The organism is Paraburkholderia sp. 32 (genome assembly GCF_050435345.1).
Taxonomy (GTDB): Bacteria; Pseudomonadota; Gammaproteobacteria; order Burkholderiales; family Burkholderiaceae; genus Paraburkholderia; species Paraburkholderia tuberum.
This window is the reverse complement of sequence record NZ_JBNDKD010000003.1, coordinates 2,800,385-2,825,646: the sequence shown is the minus strand read 5'-3', so window position 1 is coordinate 2,825,646 and position 25,262 is coordinate 2,800,385. Positions and strand designations below refer to the sequence as shown.

Below are 25,262 nucleotides of genomic sequence, written 5' to 3'. Positions count from 1 at the left end.
TACCGAGGTTGGAGACGGGATAAGCCATGACCAAGCGTAATCAGGCGCGCGAAGAAGATCGGGTGCAGGACCTGCGCCCGCGCCCGGTCAGGCTGACCAGCGACATGAGTCTGCCGAAGCTGTCGGCGGTCGAGATCGGCAGCTACGTGGTGATGCTGTTCGGCATGTGGGCGGTGATCGAACTGAAGCTGCTCGGCGCGCTGCTCGCCGGGCTGCTGGTGTTTCAGCTCGTGCATACGATCGCGCCGCGCATCGAGCGTCACATGTCGAGCAAGCGGGCGCGCTGGCTCGCGGTGGTGATTCTGTCGACGCTGATCGTCGGCGCGCTGACGGGACTCACGCTCGGCATCATCTCGCATTTCGAGAACGACGTGCCGAGCGTGCAGGCTCTGCTCGATCAGGCCATGCAACTGATCGACCAGGCGCGCGGCAGGATTCCCCAATTCGTCGCGAACTATCTGCCGGTCGACACCGAGCAGATGAAGACGAAGGCCGCCGAACTGATGCACACGCACGCGAACATGCTGCAGCAAAGCGGCACGACCGTGGCGCGCGCGTTCACGCACGTGCTGCTCGGCATGATCATCGGCGCGATCATCGCGGTCGGCGCGCAGAAGCATATCCAGCGGCTGCCGCTGTCCACCGCGTTCGTCACGCGCGTCACGCGTTTTGCCGACGCGTTTCGCCGCATCGTATTCGCGCAGGTGAAGATCTCCGCGCTGAACACGGTGTTCACCGCGATCTTCCTGCTCGTGATCCTGCCGGTTTTCCACGACCAGCTGCCGCTGTCGAAGACGCTCGTGCTCGTCACGTTCATCGTGGGTCTGCTGCCGGTGATCGGCAATCTGATCTCGAACACGATCATCGTCGCGGTCGCGCTGTCGGTGAGTTTTCCGGCGGCGATCATGTCACTTGTGTTCCTGATCCTGATTCACAAGCTCGAGTACTTCCTGAACGCGCGCATCGTCGGCGGGCAGATCGAGGCGCGCGCATGGGAGCTGCTGATCGCGATGCTGGTGATGGAAGCGGCGTTCGGTATCGCCGGGGTCATCGCGGCGCCGATTTTTTATGCGTACATCAAGCGGGAGCTCATTTATTTGCGGTTGGTGTGAGTTGGGCTGGGTCGAGTAGCAAAAGTCAGCACTCACTAGCGCTCTGCAGCACACGCGGCAGTCCATGCAGCCGACGAAAGCGCAAGCGGCACTTCGGTGCCGCTTTTTTTTGCTTCCCGTGACCCTGCATCGTCGCCTCTTGCTGACAGAAAACTTGCAGCCGACCGCGTCAACCCCTAAGATGCGAACAATTCCTATTTACACCCAGTCCGCATCGTGACGTTTCGCCTGATCTCCCACCCGCGTCTCCGTCTGGGTCCCTGTTGCGCGTTGCCGGCTCGCGCATGAGACGCCAGCTTGTCCGCCTGCACCGCTGGTTCGGCGTCGCGACCGCACTGTTTCTGTTGGTCGCGGGCCTTACGGGCGCGATCATCGCGTGGGACCACGAGTTCGATGCCGCGCTGAACCCGTCGTTTTACCAGGCTCGCACGGTCGGGCCGACGCTGTCCGGCCTCGAACTGGCGAATCGCGTCGAAGCCGCCGATCCGCGTCTTCGGGTGACCTATCTGCCGCTCGCGGTCGAACCGGGCCACACGCTGCAGATGATGGTGCTGCCGCGCACCGATCCGGCGACGAAGCAGCCCTATCCGCTCGATTTCAATCAGATCGCCGTCGATCCCGTCACCGGCGAGATCCAGGGACGCCGCGAGTGGGGCGCCGTGTCGCTCGCGCGACTCAACCTGATTCCGTTCATCTACAAGCTGCACTACACGCTGCAGTTGCCGTTTACCGGCGGTGTCGACCTTGGCACCTGGCTGATGGGGATCGTCGGCATCGTGTGGCTCTTTGACTGCGTGATTGCGCTGTGCCTGTCGTTTCCGAGCCTGAAGGCCTGGCGCAAGTCGTTCACGTTCCGCCTGAAACGCGGCGGCTATGCGTTGACGTTCGATCTGCACCGCTCCGGCGGCGTATGGATCTGGGGTCTGCTGGCGATCGTCGCGCTGACGTCGATTTCGATGAATCTGTCGTCCCAGGTGGTGCGGCCGATCGTGTCACGACTGTCGACGCTGACACCCGATCCGTTCAGCAACCCCGAAATCCTGCGCGCGCCGCAACCCGGCGATCAGGTGCTGAGCCGCGAGCGCATCGTCGAACTCGCCGGGCAGGCCGGCAAGGAAATGCATGTCGCCGCGCCGCCGGGCGGGCTCTACTACGCCGAATTCATGCACGCGTATGGCGTCGGCTTCTACACGTCCGGCAACGACCACGGCGACACCGGCCTCGGCAACCCGTGGATGTATTGGGACGCCGCCACCGGCAAGCGGCTCGCCGCGCGGATTCCCGGCCGAGGCACGGCCGGCGACATCTTCCTGCAGGTGCAGTTTCCGCTGCACTCGGGGCGCATCCTCGGTCTCGGGGGGCGGATTCTGATCAGCGCGGTGGGGGTGGCGGTGGCCGTGCTGAGCGTCACGGGCCTGCTGATCTGGCTGAAGAAGCTGACCGCGCGCCGTCGTTCCGCGCAAAACGCGAATCTCGCGAGAAGCACGGGCGGCGCGGCAGCGCGTTCGTAACGCGAGCAGGTAAAGGGACGCGCCGGCCTCGACCGGCGCAGTCTTACTGGCGCGGCTCCTAGCGGAACACCACCGTCTTGCTGCCGTTCAGCACGACGCGATGCTCCACGTGCCACCTCACCGCGCGCGCGAGCGTCACACACTCGACGTCGCGGCCGATCGCCGTCAGTTGTTCCGGCGTCATGCTGTGGTCCACGCGCTCGACTTCCTGCTCGATGATCGGACCTTCGTCGAGATCGGTCGTCACATAGTGGGCGGTTGCCCCGATCAGCTTCACGCCGCGGTCGAACGCCTGGTAGTACGGCTTCGCGCCCTTGAAGCTCGGCAGGAACGAGTGGTGGATGTTGATCGCGCGGCCGGCGAGCGCCTCGCACAGGTTCGGCGACAGGATCTGCATGTAGCGCGCGAGCACCACGAGGTCGGCCTGATGCTCGTTGATCACTTCGAGCACGCGCGCTTCCTGCGCGGTTTTCGCTTCGGGCGTGCCGCCGAGCAGCGGGAAATGATGGAACGGGATGTCGTAGCTCGCGGCGAGCTGGTAGAACTCCTTGTGGTTCGAGATGATCGCCGGGATGTCGATGTTCAACTGACCGGTGCGGTAGCGGAACAGCAGATCGTTCAGGCAGTGGCCGATCTTCGACACCATGATCACGACGCGCGGCTTCACGTTCGCGTCGTGCAATTCCCAGCTCATGCCGAACTGCTCGGCGAGTGTCACGAACGACGCGCGCAGCGCGTCAAGCCCCGGATCGCCGCCCACCTGCTGAAAATGCACGCGCATGAAGAACTCGCCGGTGCGGCTGTCGCCGAACTGCGCGGAGTCGAGAATATTGCTGCCCCGCTCGAACAGAAAGCCCGACACGGCGTGAACGATGCCGGGCCGGTCGGCGCACGACAGTTTGAGGATAAAGCTGTGATCGGTCGACATGACCTCGGTGACTCCCTTGTTCAATGCGTGGTTTGTTTCAGTGGGTACTGGCTGCACGGGTTGAGCTCGACTGATGAGCCTGAGCTAGGCCAGCGCCGGCGGCGCGAACAGCGCGTCGATGCCCTCGCACGCGTCCTCGTCGATCCAGCGGCGGCGCAGCAGGCAATCGAGCGTCGCGAGGCTGGCATCGACGGTCAGCGCGCCTTCCTCGATCCAGCGCGCGACTTCGTCGATGCGCGCGAGCCGGTGTTCGCCCACTTCGCCGTCCTGGTTGCGCGGCGCGAAGTCGGCGGGCAGCGCGAGGTCGTAGATGAAAATCTGCTCGGCCTGCGTGCCTTCCGGCAGCGATTGCAGCACGTGCGCGGTGCGGCCCGCGACTGCGCTCGCCGCGATCTGCGCCGGAATGCCCGCCTCTTCCCAGCACTCCTTGACGATCGTCTCGGCGATGCCGAAGCCCCAGCCGATCCCGCCTGCGACGACGTTGTCGAGCATGCCGGGGTCGGTCGCCTTGGTATCGCTGCGGCGCGCGATCCACAATTGCGGTGCGCCACGCGGCGCCCCGCCAAAGGGCGCTCCGCCAAAGGGCGCCCCGCCATCCGCATATTCTACGACGCCGTTCAGATGCACCGCGTAGGTCATCGTGCCGAAGAAACGCGACGCCGCGCGCTCGATATACGCGAGCGGCGGCGCGTCGAACGCATTGCGGATCGCGTACGTCTCGTTGCGCCAGCCGGGGATGCGGCCATCGGCGGCGAGCGCGCCGATCACGGAAGCGAGCGCCGCGCTGCGCAGATCGACGGTGTCGAACGTGGCGCAGAGCGTCACGCCGTCATTCGCCATCTCGAACACGTCGGGCCAGCGCGCGAGCAGCGGCACGTCGCGCTCGCGAATCCACCCGACCTGTTCGGCGCCGATCAGAAACGGCCGATGCGCGTTCGCGTCGAAGCGGCGCGCGGCGGTGATGCAGGGCAAAGTCATCGGAAAACTCCAAACTGTCCGCCGTGGTGGCGAACCGGGGCAAAGCAGAAGCGGGCGGATGGCGTGACGACTGTCAGTCGCGCAAGGCGACGCGAATCCCGATCGCGATGAACGTCGCGCCGGCCACGCGATCGAGCCACAGGCCCACGCGCGGGCGCCGTCTGAGCCAGCCGCCGATGATCCCCGCGCACACGCCGAATAGCGAAAACACCACGACGGTCTGCAGCATGAACAGCGCGCCGAGCTCCAGCATCTGCACGGTGACGCTCTGCGCGCCGTCCGGCTGCACGAACTGCGGCAGAAACACGACGAAGAACAGCGTGACCTTCGGATTCATCAGATTGCCGAGCACACTCTGGCGAAACACCGTCGAAAGCGGCTGCGGCGCACGCTCGTGCGCGGTCGCGAGGCCCTGGCTGCGCAGCGCCTTGATGCCGATCCACACCAGATACGCGGCGCCGGCGAGCTTGATCGCTTCGAACGCGAGCGGCGACGAGCGCAGCAGCGCGGCGACGCCGAGCGCCGCGAGTGTCGTATGAAACGTGATGCCGGCGGCAAAGCCGAGCGCGGCGACCAGGCCGGCCGCGCGGCCCTGCGAGATGCCGCGCGCGAGCACCTGCAGATTGTCCGGGCCGGGCGCCACGGTGATCGCGATCGAGGTGGCAAGAAACAGCAGGAAGTTGGGCATCGTGGTGGTCTTCTGGTTGGGCGACTGGTGAACCATGATGGGTGAGCCATATCGTTGAGCCCGGTTGGTTTTGCCCGGCCAACGGGGCTTGTGGGGCTCATGCGACTTTAGCCGCTGGTACGGCGGGAAACGCTACCGCGCGTCACGGCACGCGCCGTGACTACCTCCCCGGTTCAATGACCGTCGAAACTCGTCACGGTATAGAGCGCAAGACCGCCCTCGCCCAGCAGCTTCGAGCCGCCCAGCTCCGGCAGATCGACGATCGCCGCGCCTTCCACGACGACCGCGCCGAGCCGCTCGAGCAGCAGTTTGCCGGCCATCATCGTGCCGCCGGTCGCGATCAGATCGTCGATGATCACGACGCGGTCGCCCGGCTCGCACGCATCCTCGTGAATCTCGACGGTCGCGGTACCGTATTCCAGTTCATACGATTGCGAGATCCGCTTGTACGGCAGTTTGCCCGCCTTGCGAATCGGGATGAAGCCAACGCTCAACTCATGGGCGACGATCGGCCCGATGATGAAGCCGCGCGCATCGAGCCCGGCAATGTAGTCGAGCTTCGCGTCGATATAGCGCTGCACGAACAGGTCGATCAGCACACGCAGCGACTTCGGCTCGCGCAGCAGCGGCGTGATGTCGCGGAACTGCACGCCCGGCTGCGGCCAGTCGGGCACCGTGCGAATGTGACTTCTGATGTAGTCGGCCGCATCGAGCGGCGCGCTCGCGAGCGCCTTGGACATGATGTCTCCGGATGGACCTCGACAGGTCCGGTGAAAGGCTTGAATCAGGGTCGCCCGCCAGAACGGGCCAGGCTCACGGGTTCAGGCCGCAGCGGCGCGGCGATGCTTCGACAGCCGCTCCTCGGCTTGCGCCAGTTGTTCGGGCAGACCGCGCAGCACCACGATGTCGCTCGCGCGCAGTTTCGTCGACGGGTCCGGTTCGACGCCGCGGATGCCGTGCCGGCGGATCGCGGTCACTTCGACACCGAGTTCGTACAGGCCAACCTCGGCGAGCGTACGGCCCACCGCGTCGGCGCTCTCGTCGACCGGCACCGATTGTAGCCGCACCTGCTCGTGGCCGTCGTCGTCGTCGATGTCGTCGGCGCCGTGGAAATAGCCGCGCAACAGCGAATAGCGTTCGTCGCGCATCTCCTCGACGCGCCGCACCACGCGCCGCATCGGCACACCCATCACGACGAGCGTATGCGACGCGAGCATCAGGCTGCCCTCGACGATCTCCGGAATCACCTCCGTCGCGCCGGCGGCGAGCAGTTTCTCCAGATCGGCATCGTCGACGGTGCGCACGATGACCGGCAGCGTCGGCTCCATCTCGTGAATGTTGTGCAGCACGCGCAGTGCCGACGGCGTGTTCGCGTAGGTGATCGCGATCGCGGCCGCGCGATGCAGGCCGGCGGCCAGCAGCGACTCGCGCCGCCCCGCGTCGCCGAACACGACCGATTCGCCGGCTGCCGCGGCCGCCGCGACACGGTCGGGATCGAGATCGAGCGCGACATACGAGAGCCCTTCATGCTCGAGCATGCGTGCGAGGTTCTGCCCGGCGCGGCCGTAGCCGCAGATGATTACGTGGCCGCTCTGCTTCAGGCTTTGCGTGGCGATGCGCGTCATCTGCAACGACTGCATCATCCATTCGGTCGACGACAGCCGCAGCACGACACGGTCCGCGTTCTGGATCATGAACGGCGCGGCGAGCATCGACAGCAGCATCGCGGCGAGAATCGCCTGCAACAGCGTCGCGTCGACGAGATGTCGGTCGAGGATCAGGTTCAGCAGCACGAAGCCGAACTCGCCCGCCTGCGCGAGACCGATACCGGTACGCATCGCGACGCCCGGCGTCGCGCCGAAGAGCCGCGCAAGGCCGGTGATCATGACCAATTTCAGCAGCACCGGGCCGAGGAAAAAGGCCAGCACGACGAGCGGATGCTCCCAGATCACGCGCGGATTGAGCAGCATGCCGGTGGTCACGAAGAAGAGCCCGAGCAGCACGTCGCGAAACGGCTTGATGTCCTCTTCGACCTGATGCCGATACGGCGTCTCGGCGATCAGCATGCCGGCGATGAACGCGCCGAGCGCGAGCGACAGCCCGAATTTGTCGGTGATGAACGCGGCGCCGAGCGTCACCAGCAGCAGATTGAGGACGAACAGCTCCTGCGAGCGGCGCCGCGCGACCACGTTGAACCAGCGCGTCATGAAGCGCTGCCCGACGATCAGCAGCAGCGCGAGGGCCACGACGATCTTGATCGCCGCGACGCCGAGCGCGCTGACCAGATTCTCCGAGCGGCCGCCGAGCGCCGAAATGATGATCAACAGCGGCACCACCGCGAGATCCTGAAACAGCAGCACGCCGAAGATATTGCGGCCGTGCTCGGTTTCGATTTCGAGCCGCTCCGCGAGCATCTTGCTGACGATCGCCGTCGACGACATCGCCAGCGCGCCGCCCAGCGCGACGCTCGCCTGCCACGTGATATGCACCCAACGCTCGAGCACGAAGCCGAGCGACACGGCCACCGCGACCGTGCCGATCACCTGCAGCAAGCCGAGTCCGAACACGAGCCGGCGCATCGTGCGCAGCTTGGCGAGCGAAAACTCGAGCCCGATCGAGAACATCAGGAACACGACGCCGAATTCCGCGAGATTCTGCGCCCCCGCCGAATCGGGAATCAGCCCGAACGCATGCGGCCCGACGACGATGCCGACCGTCAGGTAGCCGAGCATCGGCGGCAGATTCAGGAAGCGAAAGATCACCACGCCCGCCACCGATGCCAGCAGCAGAAACAGCGTCATTTCGAGCGGGGAAATCATCGGCAAAAACGCATGGGTGAAGCGTCCTCGTTCGTCAGCGGAACCGCGCACGAGAACGCCGTGCGAGATGATTGATTGGGCCGGCAAAAAAGCTGCAAAAAGGCGGCAAAGCAGCTGAAAAAGGGATTGTCGACAGGCCGATGCAGACAGCGGCTCGGCACAGCAGGCCCGGCGCGGCGAACAGGCGCCTTTGCTATACTCCGCGAATGATAGCGAAAATCAATGGCGACAGGGCACTCACGCTTGCTCGCGACGTACTCGACATCGAAGCGGACGCCGTGCGCGCGCTTCGCGACCAGCTCGACGGCAGTTTCGTCGGCGCGGTCGATTTCATCCTGGGTTGCCGTGGACGCGTGGTCGTCTCCGGCATCGGCAAATCCGGCCACGTGGCCCGCAAACTCGCGGCCACGCTGGCAAGCACCGGCACACCCGCGTTCTTCGTGCATCCGGCGGAAGCAAGCCACGGCGACCTCGGCATGGTCACCGCCGACGACGTATTTCTCGCGCTGTCCAATTCGGGCGAAACCGAGGAGCTGATGGCGATCCTGCCGCTCATCAAGCGGATCGGCGCGAAGCTGATCGCGATGACGGGCCGTCCTGGCTCAAGCCTCGCGCAACTCGCGGATGTACATCTGAATTCCGGCGTCGCGAAGGAAGCCTGTCCGATGAATCTCGCGCCCACCGCCAGCACCACCGCCGCGCTCGCGCTCGGCGATGCGCTCGCGGTCGCGGTGCTCGACGCGCGCGGCTTCGGCCGCGACGACTTCGCGCGCTCGCATCCGGGCGGCGCGCTCGGCCGACGCCTGCTCACCTACGTGCGCGACGTCATGCGCACCGGCGACCAGTTGCCGCAGGTCACCCCCGAGGCAACCGTCAGCGATGCCCTCTTCCAACTGACCGCGAAGCGCATGGGCATGACCTCGGTCGTCGACCGCGAGGGCCGTGTGACGGGCATCTTCACCGACGGCGACCTGCGCCGCGTGCTCGAACGCGACGGCGATTTCCGCCACCTGCCGATCGCCTCGGTGATGACCGCGGGCCCGCGCACGATCGGGCCGGATCATCTCGCGGTCGAAGCCGTGGAACTGATGGAGCGCTATCGTATCAATCAGATGCTGGTCGTCGACGAAACGGGCAAGCTGATCGGCGCGCTCAACATGCACGACCTGTTTTCGAAGAAGGTGATCTGATGGCCGTTGCTCCCCCTACCGCTACCGAACGCGCAAGCCGCGTGAAGCTGATGATTTTCGACGTCGACGGCGTACTGACCGACGGCGGCCTGCTGTTCACGGCGGAAGGCGACACGATGAAAGGCTTCAACTCGATGGACGGCCACGGCATGAAGCTGCTGCGCCAGGCCGGCATCGAAACGGCGCTCATCACCGGGCGCAAGTCCGGCATCGTGGCCGCGCGGGCGAAAGAAATGAACATCGCGCATGTCTACCAGGGCGTGCAGGACAAGCCACAGGCGTTCGCCGACCTGCTGCGGCAAACCGGCCTCACCGCCGAGGACTGCGGCTACATGGGCGACGACTGGGTCGATCTCGCGGTGATGCTGCGCGTCGGCTTCGCGGCCGCGCCGGCCAATTCGCATCCCGAAGTGATCGCGCGCGCCCACTGGGTCAGCGAGGCGCGCGGCGGTTACGGCGCGGCGCGCGAAGTGTGCGACACGCTGCTGCGTGCCCAGCACAAATATGAAGCACTGCTCGCGGCGGCGTGCAGCGGCGAGCAACGGGGCCTCGTGGGATGAACCAGTTTCGCCTGACTTCGCTGATCCCGCTCATCGCGATGGCGGCGCTCGCCGGCATCACGTGGTGGCTGCTGCAAGCCACGTTGCCGCGCAAGACCGACGACGAGGTGCGCCCGAAGGAACACACGCCGGACTACTTCGCCGACAACTTTTCGGTGTCCGAGCTCGACCAGTCAGGCGCGACGCAGTACCGGCTGACCGCGCAGTCGCTGGTCCATTACGAGGACGACGAAATGAGCGACCTCGTCAAGCCGGCGATGCGTGCGTTCCAGCCCGGCAAGCCGATCGTCACCGCGACCGGCGACACGGGCACGGTCAACGCGGATGCGTCGATCGTCAATCTGTACCAGAACGCGCGCATCCTGCGCGCGCCCGGCGGCGGCGATCCGCAGATGCAGGCCGATTCCGAGCATTTCAGGGTCCTCGTCAACGACGATGTGATCGAGACTGAAAAGCCAGTTAAACTTCAGCGCGGCATGTCCGTGATGACTGCCAGCGGCATGAAATACAACAATGTCACCCGGTTTATGCAACTGTTCGGCAATGTAAGAGGCGCAATCGCCGCGTCCGATTCCGGCCACTAAGCCAACGCATACCGGGTAATCCATTCCAGGCGTGACTGCATGAACGAATCGCACCCCCGTTTTGATACCGGCCGTTCGCGCGCGCTGTCCGCGTGCCGCGCCGCACTTGCTGCGCTCGTCGTCGCGCTGCCGCTCGTCGGCTTCGCGCCGCTTGCGCACGCGGACCGCGCCGACAAAGACAAGCCGCTGAACATCGAAGCGGACAACATGACTTACGACGACCTGCGGCAGGTCAGCATCTTCACCGGCCACGTGGTGGCCACCAAAGGGACGATCCTGATCAAGGCCGATCGCGTCGAAGTGTCGCAAGACCCGCAGGGCTACCAATTCGCGACCGGCACCTCGAGCGGCGGCAATCTGTCGTATTTCCGCCAGAAGCGCGAAGGGCTCGACGAATACATCGAGGGCACGGCGATCCGTATCGACTACGACGGCAAGCAGGATCTGACCACGCTGACCACCAACGCGACGGTGCGCCGCCTGCAGAGCATGACGACGCTGCTCGACCAGGTGCACGGTAGCGTGATCACCTACGACGGCCAGAACGACTTCTACACCGCGAAGTCAGGCAAGGACGTCGCAGGTCCGGGCAACCCGACCGGCCGCGTGCGCGCGATGCTGTCGCCGCGCAACGCCGGCGCCGCGCCGCTGACCGGCGCGTCGGCCACGCTCACGCCGTCCAACTCGATCCAGGGAGCGCCGAACCAGTGAGCACCATGAGCAGCACCATCGCGCCCCTCCCCCATCGGAAGCCGGCCGGCACCAGCAGTTCGCTGGTCGTGCGCAATCTGAAGAAGCGCTATGGCTCGCGCACGGTCGTCAAGGACGTGTCGCTCGACGTGAAGAGCGGCGAAGTGGTCGGCCTGCTCGGCCCGAACGGCGCCGGCAAGACCACGTCGTTCTACATGATCGTCGGCCTCGTGCCGCTCGATGCCGGCGAAATCGATCTGGACGGCAAGTCGATCAGCCTGCTGCCCATTCACAAACGCGCATCGCTCGGCCTGTCATATCTGCCGCAGGAAGCGTCGGTGTTCCGTAAGTTGAGCGTCGAGCAGAATATTCGCGCGGTGCTGGAATTGCAGCACGACGAAAACGGCAAGCGCCTCGGCAAAGACGTGATCACGTCACGCACCGAAGCGCTGCTCGACGAGCTTCAGATCGCGCATCTGCGTGAAAATCCGGCGCTGTCGCTGTCGGGCGGCGAGCGTCGTCGGGTTGAAATTGCGCGCGCGCTGGCAACCAATCCGAGCTTCATTCTGCTCGACGAACCGTTCGCCGGCGTCGACCCGATCGCGGTGCTGGAAATCCAGAAAATCGTCAAGTTCTTGAAGCAGCGCAATATCGGCGTCCTGATCACCGACCACAACGTGCGCGAAACGCTAGGTATCTGCGATCACGCGTACATCATCAGCGACGGCAGCGTGCTGGCCGCCGGCGCGCCTAGCGACATCATCGAAAACGAAAGCGTGCGGCGCGTCTATCTGGGCGAGCACTTCCGCATGTAAGCACGTACGGCGTCCCCGGCCAAGCGAGCGCGCGCGGCCGGCCGCGGCGCCATTTTTGCGGCACCCGCACATTCGTTGTCAGGCGGCGCAGGGTGGCGCCGCGCGGCGCGCCAAATTGGGCGTACCCAAAAATTGCGAGTGCCGCAAGGTATCGCGGTCGTGGCAAACTCTCTACAATGAATCTCAACTTGCCATGAAAGCCAGCCTCCAACTCCGCCTATCGCAGCATCTTGCGCTCACGCCGCAACTGCAACAGTCCATCCGGCTGCTTCAGTTGTCGACGCTCGAACTGCAGCAAGAAGTCGCCATGGCGATCTCGCAGAATCCTCTCCTCGAAAACGAAGACGAGTGGATCGCGAGCCCGTTGCGGGTGGCATCCGACGGTTCCGTGATCGCCCAGACACCGGGCTCCTCGACGCCGGCCGATCCGATGGCCGGCAACGGTTCGGCATCGTCCGAGGGCAACGGCGAGCGAGCCGAAAGCGGCGAGCCGCAGGGTGTCGACGAATACAATGGCCTTTCGGGCGACGGCGGCGGCGATACCTCGCAGTGGAACCTGGACGACTACGGCCGCTCCGGCAACGCGTCGGACGACGACGACCTGCCCCCGCTGCAAATCCACGAATCGAGCACGTCGCTGCGCGACCACCTGATGACGCAACTGCGCGTCACCCAGGCGAGCCAGCGCGACCGCGCGCTCATCACGTTCCTGATCGAATCGCTGGACGACGACGGCTATCTCGCCGCCACGCTCGAAGAAGTGCTGGCTGACCTGCCCGAAGAACTCGAAGTCGACGTCGACGAACTGAACGCCGCGCTTGCGCTGCTGCATAGCTTCGACCCATCGGGTGTCGGCGCGCGCTCCGCGTCCGAATGTCTGAAGCTGCAGTTGCTGCGGCTCGAGCCATCGCCCACGCGCACGCTTGCGCTAGACATTGTCAGCCATTACCTGGAACTGCTCGCCGCGCGCGATTTCACGCGGCTGCGCAAGCACCTTAAGGCCAGCGACGACGATCTGCGCGACGCGCATGTGCTGATCCGCTCGCTCGAACCATTTCCGGGCGCGGCCTACGGCAAGGCCGAAGCGGACTACGTGGTGCCCGACATCATGGTGCGCAAAACGGCACAGGGCTGGCTGGCGGAGCTGAATCCCGAGGTAGTGCCGAAGCTGCGGATTAACCATCTATACGCGAATATTCTGCGCAATAACCGCGGCGATCCGGGCAGTGGTTCGTTGCGCCAGCAACTGCAGGAAGCACGCTGGCTGATCAAAAATATCCAGCAGCGTTTCGAGACGATCCTGCGGGTTGCGCAGGCAATTGTCGAGCGTCAAAAGAGCTTTTTTGTGCACGGCGAAATTGCCATGCGCCCCTTGGTTTTGCGGGAAATAGCTGATACGCTGGGCCTACACGAGTCGACTGTCTCGCGTGTGACAACCGGCAAATACATGCTGACCCCATTCGGGACGCTGGAATTCAAGTACTTTTTCGGCTCACACGTTTCGACGGACACCGGCGGCGCGGCCTCCTCCACGGCCATTCGCGCGCTGATCAAACAACTGATAGGAGCGGAAAACCCGAAATCGCCACTTTCAGACAGTCGCATAGCCGAACTGCTGGCGGAACAGGGCTTCGTGGTCGCACGGCGTACCGTTGCGAAATACCGTGAGGCGCTCAAAATCCCGGCAGTCAACCTGCGCAAGTCTCTGTAGCCCGCCGCGTTTTGCAGCGGGCATTTACCGGCCGCTCCGCACCTGGCGGACAGGCCGGCCGCTGCGACCTGCCAGATGTCCGTCACCGGGGGGCGACACAGGCAAGCCGTCAGATCGACCGGACCTTTGTCATTGTGCGGACCAAGCGGCCATTAGCTTGGAGAAGCACTATGAATCTCAAGATCAGTGGACACCACCTCGAAGTAACGCCTGCGTTGCGCGAATACGTGATCACCAAACTGGACAGGGTGCTAAGACATTTCGATCAGGTCATCGACGGCAGTGTGGTCCTCTCGGTCGACAACCATAAGGAAAAGGACAAGCGTCAAAAGGTGGAAATCAACCTCCATCTGAAGGGTAAGGATATCTTCGTCGAGAGTTGTGACAGCGATTTGTACGCTGCAATCGATCTGATGATCGACAAGCTCGACAGGCAGGTGATACGCCACAAGGATCGTCTGCAAGGCCATCAGCACGAAGCGATCAAGTATCAGCCGGCGCCGCAACTGGACGTGCCGCCGCAATAGGAGAAATTAGAGGAAATTCCTCAATTCCCTTGAACTCGTCGAGCCGCCCGCGACCGGGCGGTTTTTCGTTTCAGCGCCCCGGTTCCCGCTCACCGCCGGTGCGTCTCGCCGAGGCCGATCCCAACCATTCCCGCAGAGGTTTGCGCAGCGCGACACGTGCCGCGGCGCAAGCGCTGAAAAACCTGATATGCATAGATGGCGCGCCGCACCATCGGCCGTCACCCTGTTCTATAATGTTCCAGTTACCATCGGGGTCAAGCCAGCTCTGATGAAGTACGGCCGATCGAAATCTAACGCTTTCGCGATCGACTCTGAGCGTCCGTCTTCGCCAGCATCGAACGAATGGAACGTCACTCAACCGCCCCGGTGGGGAGAACTCAGGCCACGTTTTCGCCTGTCAAAATGAATCGTTTAGCCAAATTTCTTCCCCTCGAGAACGTCGTCATCGGACTATCGGTCACCAGCAAGAAACGCGTGTTCGAGCAAGCGGGCCTGATCTTCGAGAACCAGAACGGCATCGCCCGCAGTACCGTCACAGACAATCTTTTTGCGCGAGAACGACTCGGCTCGACCGGGCTCGGCGAAGGCGTCGCGATCCCGCATGGGCGGATCAAGGGCCTCAAGCAACCGCTCGCCGCATTCGTCAGACTCGCCGAACCGATCCCCTTTGAAGCGCCGGACGGCCAGCCGGTCTCGCTGCTGATCTTCCTGCTTGTCCCCGAACAGGCCACTCAACAGCACCTCGAAATTCTCTCCGAGATCGCGCAATTGCTGTCCGATCGCGACGCCCGCGAGCGGCTGCACACTGAAGAAGAACGCGAATCGTTGCATCGCCTGCTTACTCAGTGGCAACCTTGATGCAACGGCGGCGGTAGTTCATACGCGCCCGCACACGCAGCAAAGACCCGGCAAGCGGCTCACACTGGAGTCACTGACTCATGGATACGTCCAGCATCAACGCCCAAAGCATTTTCGACGACAACGCCGCCATGCTGAAGCTCAGCTGGCTCACGGGGCATGAAGGCTGGGAGCGCGGCTTTTCTTCGGAATCGGTCGCCAATGCCACGTCGAGCGCCGACCTCGTCGGCCACCTGAACCTGATCCACCCCAACCGGATCCAGGTGCTCGGCGACGCTGAAATCGACTACTACAAACGTCAGACCGACGAAGACCGCTCGCGCCACATGGCCGAGTTGATCGCGCTGGAGCCGCCGTTTCTCGTCGTCGCGGGCGGAGTCGCGGCGCCGCCGGAGCTGGTGCTGCGCTGCACGCGCTCGTCGACGCCGCTGTTCACGACGCCGACCTCGGCGGCCGCGGTGATCGATAGTCTGCGTCTTTACATGTCGCGCATTCTCGCGCCGCGCGCGACGCTGCACGGCGTGTTTCTCGACATCCTCGGCATGGGCGTGTTGCTGACCGGCGACTCGGGCCTCGGCAAGAGCGAGCTCGGCCTCGAACTGATCAGCCGAGGCCACGGTCTCGTCGCCGACGACGCTGTCGATTTCGTGCGCCTCGGCCCGGACTTCGTCGAAGGACGCTGTCCGCCGCTGCTGCAGAACCTGCTCGAAGTTCGCGGCCTCGGTCTGCTCGACATCAAGACGATCTTCGGCGAAACGGCGGTGCGCCGCAAAATGAAACTGAAGCTGATCGTGCAACTGGTGCGCCGCCCCGACGGCGAATTCCAGCGGCTGCCGCTGGAAAGCCAGACCGTCGACGTGCTCGGCCTACCGATCAGCAAGGTGACGATCCAGGTGGCCGCCGGCCGCAACCTCGCGGTGCTGGTCGAAGCGGCCGTGCGCAACACGATTCTGCAACTGCGCGGTATCGACACGCTGCGCGATTTCATGGATCGGCAACGTCTCGCCATGCAGGATCCCGATAGCCAGTTTCCCGGCAAGCTGATCTGAAGCGCGCCACAGCGCCATGAAGCGCCCGCAGAAGGCAGGCCGCGGGCACGCGCATGGAGGCCAGATGCTATGATGAAATCTACGCTTTCGACGACTCCATGCGCATAATCCTGATCACCGGTATCTCCGGCTCCGGCAAATCGGTTGCCCTGAACGCGCTCGAAGACGCGGGTTATTACTGCGTCGATAATCTGCCGCCGCGTTTCCTGCAGCAACTCGCCACCTACCTCGCCGCGGACGGCCAGGATCGTCTCGCGGTCGCGATCGACGCGCGCTCCGGTTCGTCGCTCGACGAAATGCCCGCGATGATCCGCGACCTCAAGCGCTCGCACGACGTGCGCGTGCTGTTCCTGAGTGCGAGCACGCAGTCGCTGATTCAACGTTTTTCCGAAACGCGTCGCCGTCATCCGCTGTCCGGCTCGCCCGCGCACGACGCGGACGTTGGCCTGCTCACGTCGCTCGCCGAGGCGATCGAACGCGAGCGCGAACTGGTCGCGGGACTTGCCGAATTCGGCCATCAGATCGATACGAGCAATCTGCGCGCGAACGTGCTGCGCGCATGGGTCAAGCGCTTCATCGAACAGGAGGACGCGGGGCTCGTGCTGATGTTCGAGTCGTTCGGCTTCAAGCGCGGCGTACCGCTCGACGCGGATTTCGTATTCGACGTACGCACGCTGCCGAACCCATACTACGATCATGAATTGAGGCCGCTCACCGGCCTCGACAAACCGGTCATGGATTTTCTCGATGCGCAGCCGGTCGTCCACGAGATGATCGACGACATCGAGAAGTATCTGTCCAAGTGGCTGCCGCATTTCCGCGACGACAATCGCAGCTACCTGACCGTCGCAATCGGTTGCACGGGCGGCCAGCACCGCTCGGTATTCATCGCGGAGACGCTTGCCGCGCGTCTCGCAACATCGGCGAATGTGATTGTGCGGCACCGCGATGCGCCGGTCGACGTCGGCGAATCATCGAAGCTGGTGGCTTAACCGGCCGCATCGCGCGGCCTTAACCCGAAGCGTTGCGCCATGTCCTCTACGCCTACTGTGTACGCCGATTTGCCGCTGTTTCCGCTGCATACGGTGCTATTTCCCGATGGCTTGCTGCCGCTCAAAATCTTCGAAGCGCGCTACCTCGACATGGCGCGCGACTGTCTGCGCGAAAAAACACCGTTCGGCGTTTGCATGCTGAAAAGCGGCGCGGAAGTCGCGCGCGAGGAAGAACCTTCGGTACCCGAAACGATCGGCTGTCTCGCCGAAATCGACGAGTGCGACGTCGATGCATTCGGCATGCTGCTGATTCGCGCGCGCGGCACGACGCGCTTTCGTCTGTTATCGCATCGCGTCGAAGCGAGCGGTCTGCTGGTCGGCATGGCCGAGCCGCTCGCCGATGATCTCCCGCTCGAGGGCAATGAGCTATTGGCCAAATTCGGCGCGTGCGCGGAAGTGCTCGAGCGGATCATCGCAACGATCCGCGAACGCGATCCGGACAGCCTACCGTTCGCCGAGCCGTTCCGGCTCGACGATCCGTCGTGGGTGTCGAACCGTCTCGCCGAGGTGCTGCCAATCGCGTTGCGCGCACGGCAAAAGCTGATGGAATTAACCGATGCCGGCGCGCGCATCGACGTCGTGCATCACTACATGCAACAGCATCAGTTGCTGTGAAATCCTGAAGTCGTGAAGGCTGCCGCGCCGGACCCAAGTCGCCCGCACAGCACCTCCGATCCCTTCCGCTAGAGCAACGAACCATGCAGACTGGCGAGCAGCTTGCGCACCGGCGCCGGCACGCCGAACGAATCCAGATCGCTGAGCGCAACCCATGCGGTGTCCGCATCGTTGAGCGCGGCCAGGGCGCCGACACCGCGATCGAACTCCGCAAGCCGCGGTTCGATATCGAGCTTGAAATGCGTGAATACGTGTGAGAACGACGCGAGCGCGGACACTTCGCCGTCGCCGCCGAACGCGCGCGCCCGCTCGGCCAGCGATGCTTCGTCGGCAGCTTCGGGCAGACTCCACAGACCACCCCAGATGCCCGACGGCGGACGCCGCTCGAGCATCACCGCATTGCCGTCGCGCAGCACCAGCATCCACGTACGGCGTGTCGGCACCGCTTTCTTCGGGCGCGCGGTCGGCAATTCACGTTGACGTCCGGTGACGTTGGCAACGCAGTCCGGCGCGAACGGACAGCGTGTGCAATGGGGTTTGCCGCGCACGCACAATGTCGCGCCGAGATCCATCAAGCCCTGCGTGTACCCGCTGACCTCCGCGTTCGACGCATTCGACGGCAGCAGTGATTCCGCGAGCGTCCACATTGCGTTCTCGACTTTCTTCTCGCCCGGAAAGCCTTCGACGCCGAATACGCGCGCGAGCACGCGCTTCACGTTGCCGTCGAGAATCGTCGCGCGCGCGCCGAACGCGAACGACGCGATCGCCGCGGCCGTCGAGCGGCCAATGCCGGGCAACTCGGCGAGCTCATCGACCAACGCGGGAAACGCGCCGCCATGCTGCTCGACGACGACCTGCGCGCAGCGATGCAGATTGCGCGCGCGCGTGTAGTAGCCGAGGCCGGCCCACAGCGCCATCACGTCATCGGACGGCGCGGCGGCGAGCGCGGCGACATCCGGGAAACGCGCGAGAAATTTCGCGTAGTACGGAATCACCGTCGACACCTGGGTCTGCTGCAGCATGATCTCGGACAGCCAGATGCGATACGGATCGCGCGTGTTCTGCCACGGCAGATCGTGGCGGCCGTGCTGGCGCTGCCACGCGATCAGCCGCGCGGAAAACTCGGGCATCGGCGCAAACGCGGGCGTGGAGTCGAACGCGCTGGAGCGCGCGCCGGTCGTTGGGGTCAGGCGGGAAGGCATCGAGAATCTAGCGCTGGCAAGTGGGACAGAAGTACGTGGAGCGTTGCCCCTGCACGATCTGTTTGATTGGCGTTCCACACACGCGGCATGGCAGGCCCGCGCGATCATAGACGAAGTAGTCGAGCTGAAAATAGCCGCTTTCGCCGTCGCTGCCGACGAAATCGCGCAGCGTGCTGCCGCCCTTGTCGATCGCGGCGGCGAGCGTCACGCGCACGGCATCGGCCAGCAGTTCATAACGCACGAGCGACACGCGGCCCGCCGCGGTGGTCGGCCGGATGCCCGCGCGAAACAGACTCTCCGACGCGTAGATATTGCCCACGCCGACCACGATGTCCCCCGCCAGCAGCGCCTGCTTCACCGACACCTTGCGCCCGCGCGTCAACCGATGCATCAGCGCGCCCGAAAAAGCCGGCGAGAAAGGCTCGACGCCAAGGCTCGCGAGCAGCGGATGTTCGAGGATGTCGCCTGCTTCGCGCGGATGCCATAGCACCGCGCCGAAGCGGCGGGGATCACGATAGCGCAGGATAAAGTCGTCGAAGATCCAGTCGACATGATCGTGCTTCGCCGCGGCAGGCGGATGCGGCACATGACGCAGAACGCGCAACGTGCCCGTCATGCCGAGGTGGACGATGAACCACCCAGCGTCGATTTCGAACAGCAAATACTTGCCGCGTCGCTCGACTTTGCGCACCACGTGGCCGCGCAAGGTTTTCGCAAGGTCGGCCGGAATTGGCCAGCGCAGCGCGGCCGTCCGCACGTCGACGCGCTCAACCTTGCGCCCGGACACATACGGTTCGATCCCCCGTCGGGTAACCTCGACTTCTGGCAACTCTGGCATGGCTGATTGGTCTGCTACTTGCGTGAGTGGTTGTGCGCGTATTGTAGCGAGCGCGTTACAATCGACTGAAACATTGAACGGATTTCCATGAACGTGTCCTTCGTGAAGCTGCTATCAAAGCGCCGCGCGCGCGTGTCCAAGGTGCCGCTCGCCGTGTCCGCTCGCCGGATGCTCGGTGCGGCCGCGCTCGGATTGTGGGCGCTGGCCGCCGTGCCCGCGCATGCGCAGGACCCGTCGCCGGATTCCGACGACACGTCGGTCACGATGCCGGACCCGCTGGGTCCGGCAACACCTGAAGACGAAAAGTCGCTTCCCGGCGTACCCCTGTCGAGCCAGATCGTCTTCCAGGTGCTGGCCGCCGAGATCGCGCTGCAGCGCGACCAGCCGGCACCGGCCTATCAGACCTACCTCGCGCTCGCGCGCGACACTCACGACCCGCGCATGGCGCAACGCGCCACCGAAATAGCGCTGGCGGCGCAGAGCCCGTCGGACGCGCTCGCCGCCGCGCAACTGTGGCAACAGTACGCGCCGAGTTCGGAACGCGCCGCCCAGCTCGACGCGTCGCTGCTCGTGCTGTCTGGCAAGCCCGACGATGCGTCGCAAATCCTGTCGCAAGAACTGGCGAAGGTACCCGAGGAAAATCGCGGCAGCGCGATCCTCGCGCTGCAACTGCTGTTGTCGCGCGGCCCGAACCGCGTCGGTGGCCTGCACGTGTTGCAGGACCTGCTGAAGAACGACATGAACCGGCCGGAGGCGCAATTGGCCCTCGCGCGTCAGCAGCTGCTGGCCGACGACGCGCCGGGCGCGCACAAGTCGCTCGAGCAGGCGCTCACGATCAAGCCCGACTATCTGCCGGCGGCGTTGATGCTGTCGCAAATGGGTCCCGGAGGAGCGCAAGGAAGGCATCGCGTCGCTCGAAAAGTACGTGCAGCAGAATCCGAAATCGCATGACGCACGGCTCGCGCTGGCGCAGATGTATCTTGCCAGCGACCGTCTCGACGACGCGCAGAAGCAGTTCGAACTCATGCGCAAGGCAAACCCCAACGACTTGACACCGTTGATGGCGCTCGCGCTGATCAAGATCCAGCAGAAGAATCTCCCCGAAGCGCAGACGTATCTGGTGCAGTACGCGCAGCAGGCCGAGAAGACGCCGGGTGCCGATGCGGGCCAGGCCTACATCTACCTCGCGCAGCTAGCGCTCGAACAGAAGAATGAGGCGGCCGCGAGCGACTGGCTGAACAAGATCTCGCCAGCGAGTCAACAATACCTGGCCGCGCAGATTACCGGCGCGCAACTGCTCGCGAAACAGGGCAAGACCGAGGAGGCGCGCCAGTTGCTCTCCAACTTGCAGACCTCCGATCCGCGTGATGTGGCGCTGATCGCGCGCACCGATGCGGCGATCCTGTTCGACGCGAAGCGCTACCCGGAGGCCGAAGCGCGTCTGCAGCAAGCCACGGCGAACTTTCCCGACGACCCCGACCTCACCTACGACTACGCGATGGCCGCCGAGAAAACCGGCCATTACGACATCATGGAAGCGCAGCTGCGCAAGCTGATCCAGACGCAACCGGACAATCCGCAGGCGTATAACGCGCTCGGCTATTCGCTCGCAGATCGCAACCAGCGCCTGCCAGAGGCGGACAAGCTGGTCGAGAAGGCCTCGGCGCTCGCACCGAACGATGCGTTCATCATGGACAGCGTCGGCTGGGTCAAGTACCGGATGGGTGACACGGCCGATGCGATCAAGCTGCTGCGCAAGGCATACAGCCTCCAGCCGAACGCGGAAATCGGCGCGCACCTCGGCGAAGTGCTGTGGAAGGCCGGCGAGCAGGAACAGGCGCGCGCCGCGTTTCGCGAGGCTCGCAAGCTCGAACCCGACAACGAGACTCTCGTCAAAACGTTGCAACGTCTTCAGGTAAACAATCTTTGATGCGTCTTTCCCGTTTGATTTCTTTTTCCAGGGCGCCTCGCGGCAGCGCGGTTGGTTTCGCGGCGGCGGCGGTTGTCGCGCTGGCCGGCTGCGCGTCGGTGAAGCCGCAAGGGCCGTCCACGTCGAACGCCGCCACCGAAGTCACCGCGCAGACGAGCCGCTCGTATCAGGGCCGCTTCGCGATCCAATACAACGATCAGAACGGCCAGCAGCGCAACGCTTACGGCAATTTCTCGTGGCAGGAAACGGGCGACACCGTCACGCTGCAGTTGCGCAATCCGCTTGGCCAGACGCTGGCCATCGTGACTTCGTCGCCGGCTTCGGCCACGCTCGAATTGCCGAACCGCCAGCCGCTCACCGCCGATAACGTGTCGACGCTGATGCAGAACGCGCTCGGCTTCACGCTGCCGGTCGAAGGGTTGCGCTACTGGCTGCAACCGTCGCCGGCGCCGACTTCGCGCGCGAAGACCGAGAAGGATCCGGAGCAACCGTCGCGCCTGAAGCAGATCACCCAGGACGGCTGGACGATCGACTATGTGGCCTATGCCGATGCACCAGCCACCGGCGTGAAGCGCCTCAATCTGAGCCGCTCGGAGCCGCCACTCGACATCAAGCTCGTGCTGGATCAGTGAGTCGTTCTTGCTTGGCCTTTTGTCCCAGCATCCGCTCACGTAACCTTGCTACCCGTTTGGCGCCGCCGTGGCGCATGTAGCCTTCACTCATGATCGAAACAACCAATTCGCTGCGCGACTGTCTCGCGCCAGCGAAACTCAATCTCTTCCTGCACATCACTGGCCGTCGGCCGGATGGTTATCACACGCTGCAGACGGTCTTCCAGTTGCTTGACTGGGGCGACACGCTGCACTTCACGCGACGCGACGACGGTCTCATCACGCGCCGCACCGAAATCGCCGACGTGCCACCCGAGCATGACCTGACCGTACGCGCCGCGACGTTGCTGAAGGTACATACGGGCTCCCGCGAAGGCGTTGATATCGAAATCGACAAGCGCCTGCCGATGGGCGCGGGCCTCGGCGGCGGCAGTTCCGATGCGGCGACGACGCTGCTCGCGCTCAATCGCCTGTGGAAGCTCGATCTGCCACGTCAGGAGTTGCAGGATCTTGCGTTGAAACTCGGCGCGGACGTGCCTTTCTTCGTATTTGGAAAAAATGCGTTTGCAGAGGGTGTCGGAGAATCATTGGACGTTGTACAATTGCCGCCGCGTCACTTCCTGGTAGTGACGCCGAGGGTGCAGGTTCCGACTGCAGCGATTTTTTCCGAAAAAGCGTTGACAAGAGATACAAAGCCCCTCAAAATTACGGACTTTCCTGCAGAACACAGCTGCAATACTGAATGGCCAGAAAGCTTCGGCCGGAATGACATGCAGCAAGTTGTCGTAGGAAAGTACGCGGAAGTAGCGCAAGTGTTGCGGTGGTTTGAAAGCATCGCGCCAGCGCGGATGTCCGGATCGGGTGCCAGCGTTTTTGCAGCGTTCCGTAGCAAAGCTGAAGCAGAAGCGGCGCAAGCCAAACTGCCCGGCGAGTGGAACAGTGCAGTAGCAGCGGGCTTGGATCAGCATCCACTCTTTGCTTTCGCGTCATAAATTTTGCATCGTCGAACGAAACTCCACGTTCGGCGGAGCTCAAAGTTAGTGTAGGGGAGTCGCCAAGCTGGTTAAGGCACCGGATTTTGATTCCGGCATGCAAAGGTTCGAATCCTTTCTCCCCTGCCAAAAATTCTCGTAGTTCGCTGTAGTTCGCATTTCTCCCGCCCCCAGCCTGAAGTAGGTGCACGATGAGCAGCCATGACGGCCTGATGGTTTTTACTGGCAACGCAAATCCCGCGCTTGCACAGGAAGTCGTCAAAAACCTCGGTATTCCCCTCGGCAAAGCAATGGTTAGCCGTTTCTCGGACGGTGAAATCCAAGTCGAGATTCAGGAAAACGTGCGCGGCAAGGATGTCTTCGTCCTGCAATCCACGTGCGCACCGACTAACGACAATCTGATGGAACTGATGATCATGGTCGATGCGCTCAAGCGCGCATCCGCAGGCCGGATCACCGCAGCCATCCCCTACTTCGGTTATGCCCGTCAGGATCGTCGCCCGCGTTCGGCGCGCGTCGCCATCTCGGCTAAGGTCGTGGCGAACATGCTGGAAATCGCCGGCGTCGAGCGGATCATCACGATGGATCTGCACGCCGACCAGATTCAAGGCTTCTTCGACATCCCGGTCGACAACATCTACGCAACGCCCGTGCTGCTCGGGGATCTGCGCAAGCAGAACTACGACAACCTGATGGTAGTTTCGCCGGACGTCGGCGGTGTGGTCCGCGCCCGTGCATTGGCGAAGCAACTCAATTGCGATCTCGCGATCATCGACAAGCGTCGCCCGAAGGCGAACGTCGCTGAAGTGATGAACATCATCGGTGAAGTCGAAGGCCGCACCTGCGTGATCATGGACGACATGGTCGACACGGCTGGCACGCTGTGCAAGGCCGCGCAGGTTCTGAAGGAACGCGGCGCGAAGCAGGTATTCGCGTACGCCACCCACCCGGTTCTGTCGGGCGGCGCGGGTGAGCGTATCGCCGCTTCCGCACTCGACGAACTCGTTGTCACGGACACGATTCCGCTCGGCGAAGAAGCCCGTTCGTGCGCGAAGATCCGTTCGCTGACGAGCGCCGGTTTGCTCGCCGAAACGTTCTCGCGCATCCGCCGCGGCGATTCGGTGATGTCGCTGTTCGCTGAGAGTTAAGCATTTGCGAAGACACCGGGTACCGCTTCATGCGACACGCGGCGTTTTTGCACAATCGGCATGAACGAACGAAGGTTCTTGCCGCTATCCTGGGCCTCAGCCATTACGGCTTCGAGGCCCTGTTTTTACTGCCTGGTCGCGGGCAGTGCATTGGAGATTCAACATGAAAGTAGTCGCTTTCGAGCGTTCCCTGCAAGGTACGGGTGCGAGCCGCCGCCTGCGTAACTCGGGCAAGACCCCGGGTATCGTTTATGGCGCCGGTGCTGACACGCAACTGATCGAACTCGATCACAACGCCCTGTGGCACGCGCTGAAGAAAGAAGTTTTCCACTCGTCGATCCTCGATCTGGAAGTGGCAGACAAGTCGCAACAGGTTCTGCTGCGCGACGTGCAATACCACCCGTTCCGTCAGCTCGTGCTGCACGTGGACTTCCAGCGCGTCGACGCGACGAAGAAGCTGCACACCAAGGTGCCGCTGCACTTCTTGAACCAGGAAACCAACCCGGCAGTGAAGCTGTCGAGCGCGGTGATTTCGCACATCCTCAACGAAATCGAAATCGAGTGCTTGCCATCGGCACTGCCGGAGTTCATCGAAGTCGACCTCGCGAAGATCGAAGCAGGTCAATCGGTTCACGCGAAGGACATCCCGTTGCCGGCAGGTGTGGCGCTCGTGGCCCACGTCGACGCGGAAAACCCGGTGGTCGCTGCTGCAACGATCCCGGCTGGCGCAATCGCTGAAGACGCTGCTGCTGCTGAAGGTGGCGAAACGCCGGCTGCTTAAGAGCCTTCTGGTTCGAAGCAAGCAATCCTCTCGATCCGTTTCCTATGAAACGGTCGATGTGACCCGCCGAGGT

Annotated in this window: 24 protein-coding genes, 1 tRNA gene and 1 pseudogene; 19 read left to right on the top strand and 7 right to left on the bottom strand. The window is 63.7% G+C overall.

Going from position 1 to position 25,262, the window contains the following annotated elements; translation table 11 throughout:
• Positions 1 to 26 precede the first annotated feature (26 nt).
• Entirely contained in the window at positions 27 to 1,112 is a 1,086-nt protein-coding gene (locus OKW26_RS35945) for an AI-2E family transporter (protein ID WP_184062467.1), read from the top strand.
• A gap of 284 nt (positions 1,113 to 1,396) precedes the next feature.
• Entirely contained in the window at positions 1,397 to 2,623 is a 1,227-nt protein-coding gene (locus OKW26_RS35940; RefSeq protein WP_429356565.1) for a PepSY-associated TM helix domain-containing protein, read from the top strand.
• Positions 2,624 to 2,681: 58 nt separating this feature from the next.
• Here OKW26_RS35940 and purU read toward each other — a convergent pair whose 3' ends face one another.
• From purU to OKW26_RS35915, 5 genes are all read right to left on the bottom strand, one after another.
• Positions 2,682 to 3,551 carry a formyltetrahydrofolate deformylase gene (purU, locus tag OKW26_RS35935; RefSeq protein ID WP_090802954.1) on the bottom strand — a complete coding sequence of 290 codons (870 nt, stop codon included), beginning with the start codon at positions 3,549 to 3,551 and terminating at the stop codon, positions 2,682 to 2,684.
• A gap of 84 nt (positions 3,552 to 3,635) precedes the next feature.
• On the bottom strand, positions 3,636 to 4,529 hold the full coding sequence (locus OKW26_RS35930; protein WP_090802952.1) for an NUDIX hydrolase: 894 nt from the start codon (positions 4,527 to 4,529) through the stop codon (positions 3,636 to 3,638).
• 73 nt (positions 4,530 to 4,602) lie between these two features.
• Positions 4,603 to 5,217 carry a LysE family translocator gene (locus tag OKW26_RS35925; RefSeq protein WP_184027294.1) on the bottom strand — a complete coding sequence of 205 codons (615 nt, stop codon included), beginning with the start codon at positions 5,215 to 5,217 and terminating at the stop codon, positions 4,603 to 4,605.
• Between the two features lie 173 nt (positions 5,218 to 5,390).
• Entirely contained in the window at positions 5,391 to 5,957 is a 567-nt protein-coding gene (locus OKW26_RS35920) for an adenine phosphoribosyltransferase (RefSeq protein WP_184062472.1), read from the bottom strand.
• Between the two features lie 81 nt (positions 5,958 to 6,038).
• Positions 6,039 to 8,036 (bottom strand): cation:proton antiporter, encoded by a 1,998-nt coding sequence (locus OKW26_RS35915; protein ID WP_090802948.1) that lies wholly within the window; start codon positions 8,034 to 8,036, stop codon positions 6,039 to 6,041.
• A gap of 206 nt (positions 8,037 to 8,242) precedes the next feature.
• Between OKW26_RS35915 and kdsD the strand changes: the two genes are divergently transcribed.
• The 11 genes from kdsD (at position 8,243) to OKW26_RS35860 (ending at position 17,687) form a co-directional block, all read left to right on the top strand.
• Positions 8,243 to 9,226 (top strand): arabinose 5-phosphate isomerase KdsD, encoded by a 984-nt coding sequence (gene kdsD / locus OKW26_RS35910; RefSeq protein ID WP_184062475.1) that lies wholly within the window; start codon positions 8,243 to 8,245, stop codon positions 9,224 to 9,226.
• On the top strand, positions 9,226 to 9,786 hold the full coding sequence (locus tag OKW26_RS35905; RefSeq protein WP_184026959.1) for a KdsC family phosphatase: 561 nt from the start codon (positions 9,226 to 9,228) through the stop codon (positions 9,784 to 9,786). Before kdsD ends, OKW26_RS35905 begins: the two co-directional genes overlap by 1 nt.
• Positions 9,783 to 10,370 (top strand): LPS export ABC transporter periplasmic protein LptC, encoded by a 588-nt coding sequence (gene lptC / locus OKW26_RS35900; RefSeq protein WP_018419357.1) that lies wholly within the window; start codon positions 9,783 to 9,785, stop codon positions 10,368 to 10,370. The genes OKW26_RS35905 and lptC overlap by 4 nt, the downstream gene beginning before the upstream one ends.
• A 39-nt stretch (positions 10,371 to 10,409) precedes the next feature.
• A complete protein-coding gene (gene lptA / locus OKW26_RS35895; protein ID WP_184062477.1) occupies positions 10,410 to 11,081 on the top strand; it encodes a lipopolysaccharide transport periplasmic protein LptA in 672 nt (223 codons plus the stop codon).
• 17 nt (positions 11,082 to 11,098) lie between these two features.
• Positions 11,099 to 11,875 (top strand): LPS export ABC transporter ATP-binding protein, encoded by a 777-nt coding sequence (lptB, locus tag OKW26_RS35890; protein WP_090805577.1) that lies wholly within the window; start codon positions 11,099 to 11,101, stop codon positions 11,873 to 11,875.
• Between the two features lie 193 nt (positions 11,876 to 12,068).
• The gene (locus OKW26_RS35885; RefSeq protein ID WP_184062763.1) at positions 12,069 to 13,586 is read left to right on the top strand and encodes an RNA polymerase factor sigma-54; all 1,518 of its coding nucleotides are present in this window, start codon (positions 12,069 to 12,071) and stop codon (positions 13,584 to 13,586) included.
• A gap of 170 nt (positions 13,587 to 13,756) precedes the next feature.
• Positions 13,757 to 14,113 carry a ribosome hibernation-promoting factor, HPF/YfiA family gene (gene hpf / locus OKW26_RS35880; RefSeq protein ID WP_027199628.1) on the top strand — a complete coding sequence of 119 codons (357 nt, stop codon included), beginning with the start codon at positions 13,757 to 13,759 and terminating at the stop codon, positions 14,111 to 14,113.
• A 342-nt stretch (positions 14,114 to 14,455) separates the two neighbouring features.
• A complete protein-coding gene (locus OKW26_RS35875) occupies positions 14,456 to 14,971 on the top strand; it encodes a PTS sugar transporter subunit IIA (protein ID WP_184026940.1) in 516 nt (171 codons plus the stop codon).
• Positions 14,972 to 15,051: 80 nt separating this feature from the next.
• The gene (gene hprK / locus OKW26_RS35870) at positions 15,052 to 16,020 is read left to right on the top strand and encodes an HPr(Ser) kinase/phosphatase (RefSeq protein WP_008921706.1); all 969 of its coding nucleotides are present in this window, start codon (positions 15,052 to 15,054) and stop codon (positions 16,018 to 16,020) included.
• A gap of 98 nt (positions 16,021 to 16,118) precedes the next feature.
• Positions 16,119 to 17,012, top strand: coding sequence for an RNase adapter RapZ (rapZ, locus tag OKW26_RS35865; protein ID WP_041734268.1), 894 nt, complete (start codon positions 16,119 to 16,121; stop codon positions 17,010 to 17,012).
• A gap of 39 nt (positions 17,013 to 17,051) precedes the next feature.
• Positions 17,052 to 17,687: an LON peptidase substrate-binding domain-containing protein gene (locus OKW26_RS35860; protein ID WP_090802941.1), complete on the top strand. Its 636-nt coding sequence runs from the start codon at positions 17,052 to 17,054 to the stop codon at positions 17,685 to 17,687.
• 68 nt (positions 17,688 to 17,755) lie between these two features.
• On the opposite strand, the gene mutY is transcribed toward OKW26_RS35860, so the two are convergent.
• Both mutY and mutM read right to left on the bottom strand, forming a co-directional pair.
• Positions 17,756 to 18,889, bottom strand: coding sequence for an A/G-specific adenine glycosylase (gene mutY / locus OKW26_RS35855; RefSeq protein WP_429356564.1), 1,134 nt, complete (start codon positions 18,887 to 18,889; stop codon positions 17,756 to 17,758).
• A 7-nt stretch (positions 18,890 to 18,896) separates the two neighbouring features.
• Entirely contained in the window at positions 18,897 to 19,727 is an 831-nt protein-coding gene (mutM, locus tag OKW26_RS35850; RefSeq protein WP_184026933.1) for a bifunctional DNA-formamidopyrimidine glycosylase/DNA-(apurinic or apyrimidinic site) lyase, read from the bottom strand.
• A gap of 87 nt (positions 19,728 to 19,814) precedes the next feature.
• Here mutM and OKW26_RS35845 point away from each other — a divergent pair.
• The 6 genes and pseudogenes from OKW26_RS35845 to OKW26_RS35820 all read left to right on the top strand — a co-directional run bounded on the left by OKW26_RS35845 (position 19,815) and on the right by OKW26_RS35820 (position 25,189).
• A pseudogene (locus tag OKW26_RS35845) lies at positions 19,815 to 21,657 on the top strand (tetratricopeptide repeat protein).
• Positions 21,657 to 22,289, top strand: coding sequence for a lipoprotein insertase outer membrane protein LolB (lolB, locus tag OKW26_RS35840; RefSeq protein WP_090802938.1), 633 nt, complete (start codon positions 21,657 to 21,659; stop codon positions 22,287 to 22,289). The pseudogene OKW26_RS35845 and the gene lolB overlap by 1 nt, the downstream one beginning before the upstream one ends.
• An 89-nt stretch (positions 22,290 to 22,378) precedes the next feature.
• A complete protein-coding gene (gene ispE / locus OKW26_RS35835) occupies positions 22,379 to 23,260 on the top strand; it encodes a 4-(cytidine 5'-diphospho)-2-C-methyl-D-erythritol kinase (protein WP_429356563.1) in 882 nt (293 codons plus the stop codon).
• Positions 23,261 to 23,312: 52 nt separating this feature from the next.
• Positions 23,313 to 23,389: transfer RNA gene (locus OKW26_RS35830), tRNA-Gln, on the top strand.
• A gap of 62 nt (positions 23,390 to 23,451) precedes the next feature.
• On the top strand, positions 23,452 to 24,408 hold the full coding sequence (locus tag OKW26_RS35825; protein ID WP_008921698.1) for a ribose-phosphate pyrophosphokinase: 957 nt from the start codon (positions 23,452 to 23,454) through the stop codon (positions 24,406 to 24,408).
• A gap of 163 nt (positions 24,409 to 24,571) precedes the next feature.
• Positions 24,572 to 25,189 (top strand): 50S ribosomal protein L25/general stress protein Ctc, encoded by a 618-nt coding sequence (locus OKW26_RS35820; RefSeq protein WP_184062487.1) that lies wholly within the window; start codon positions 24,572 to 24,574, stop codon positions 25,187 to 25,189.
• Positions 25,190 to 25,262 lie beyond the last annotated feature (73 nt).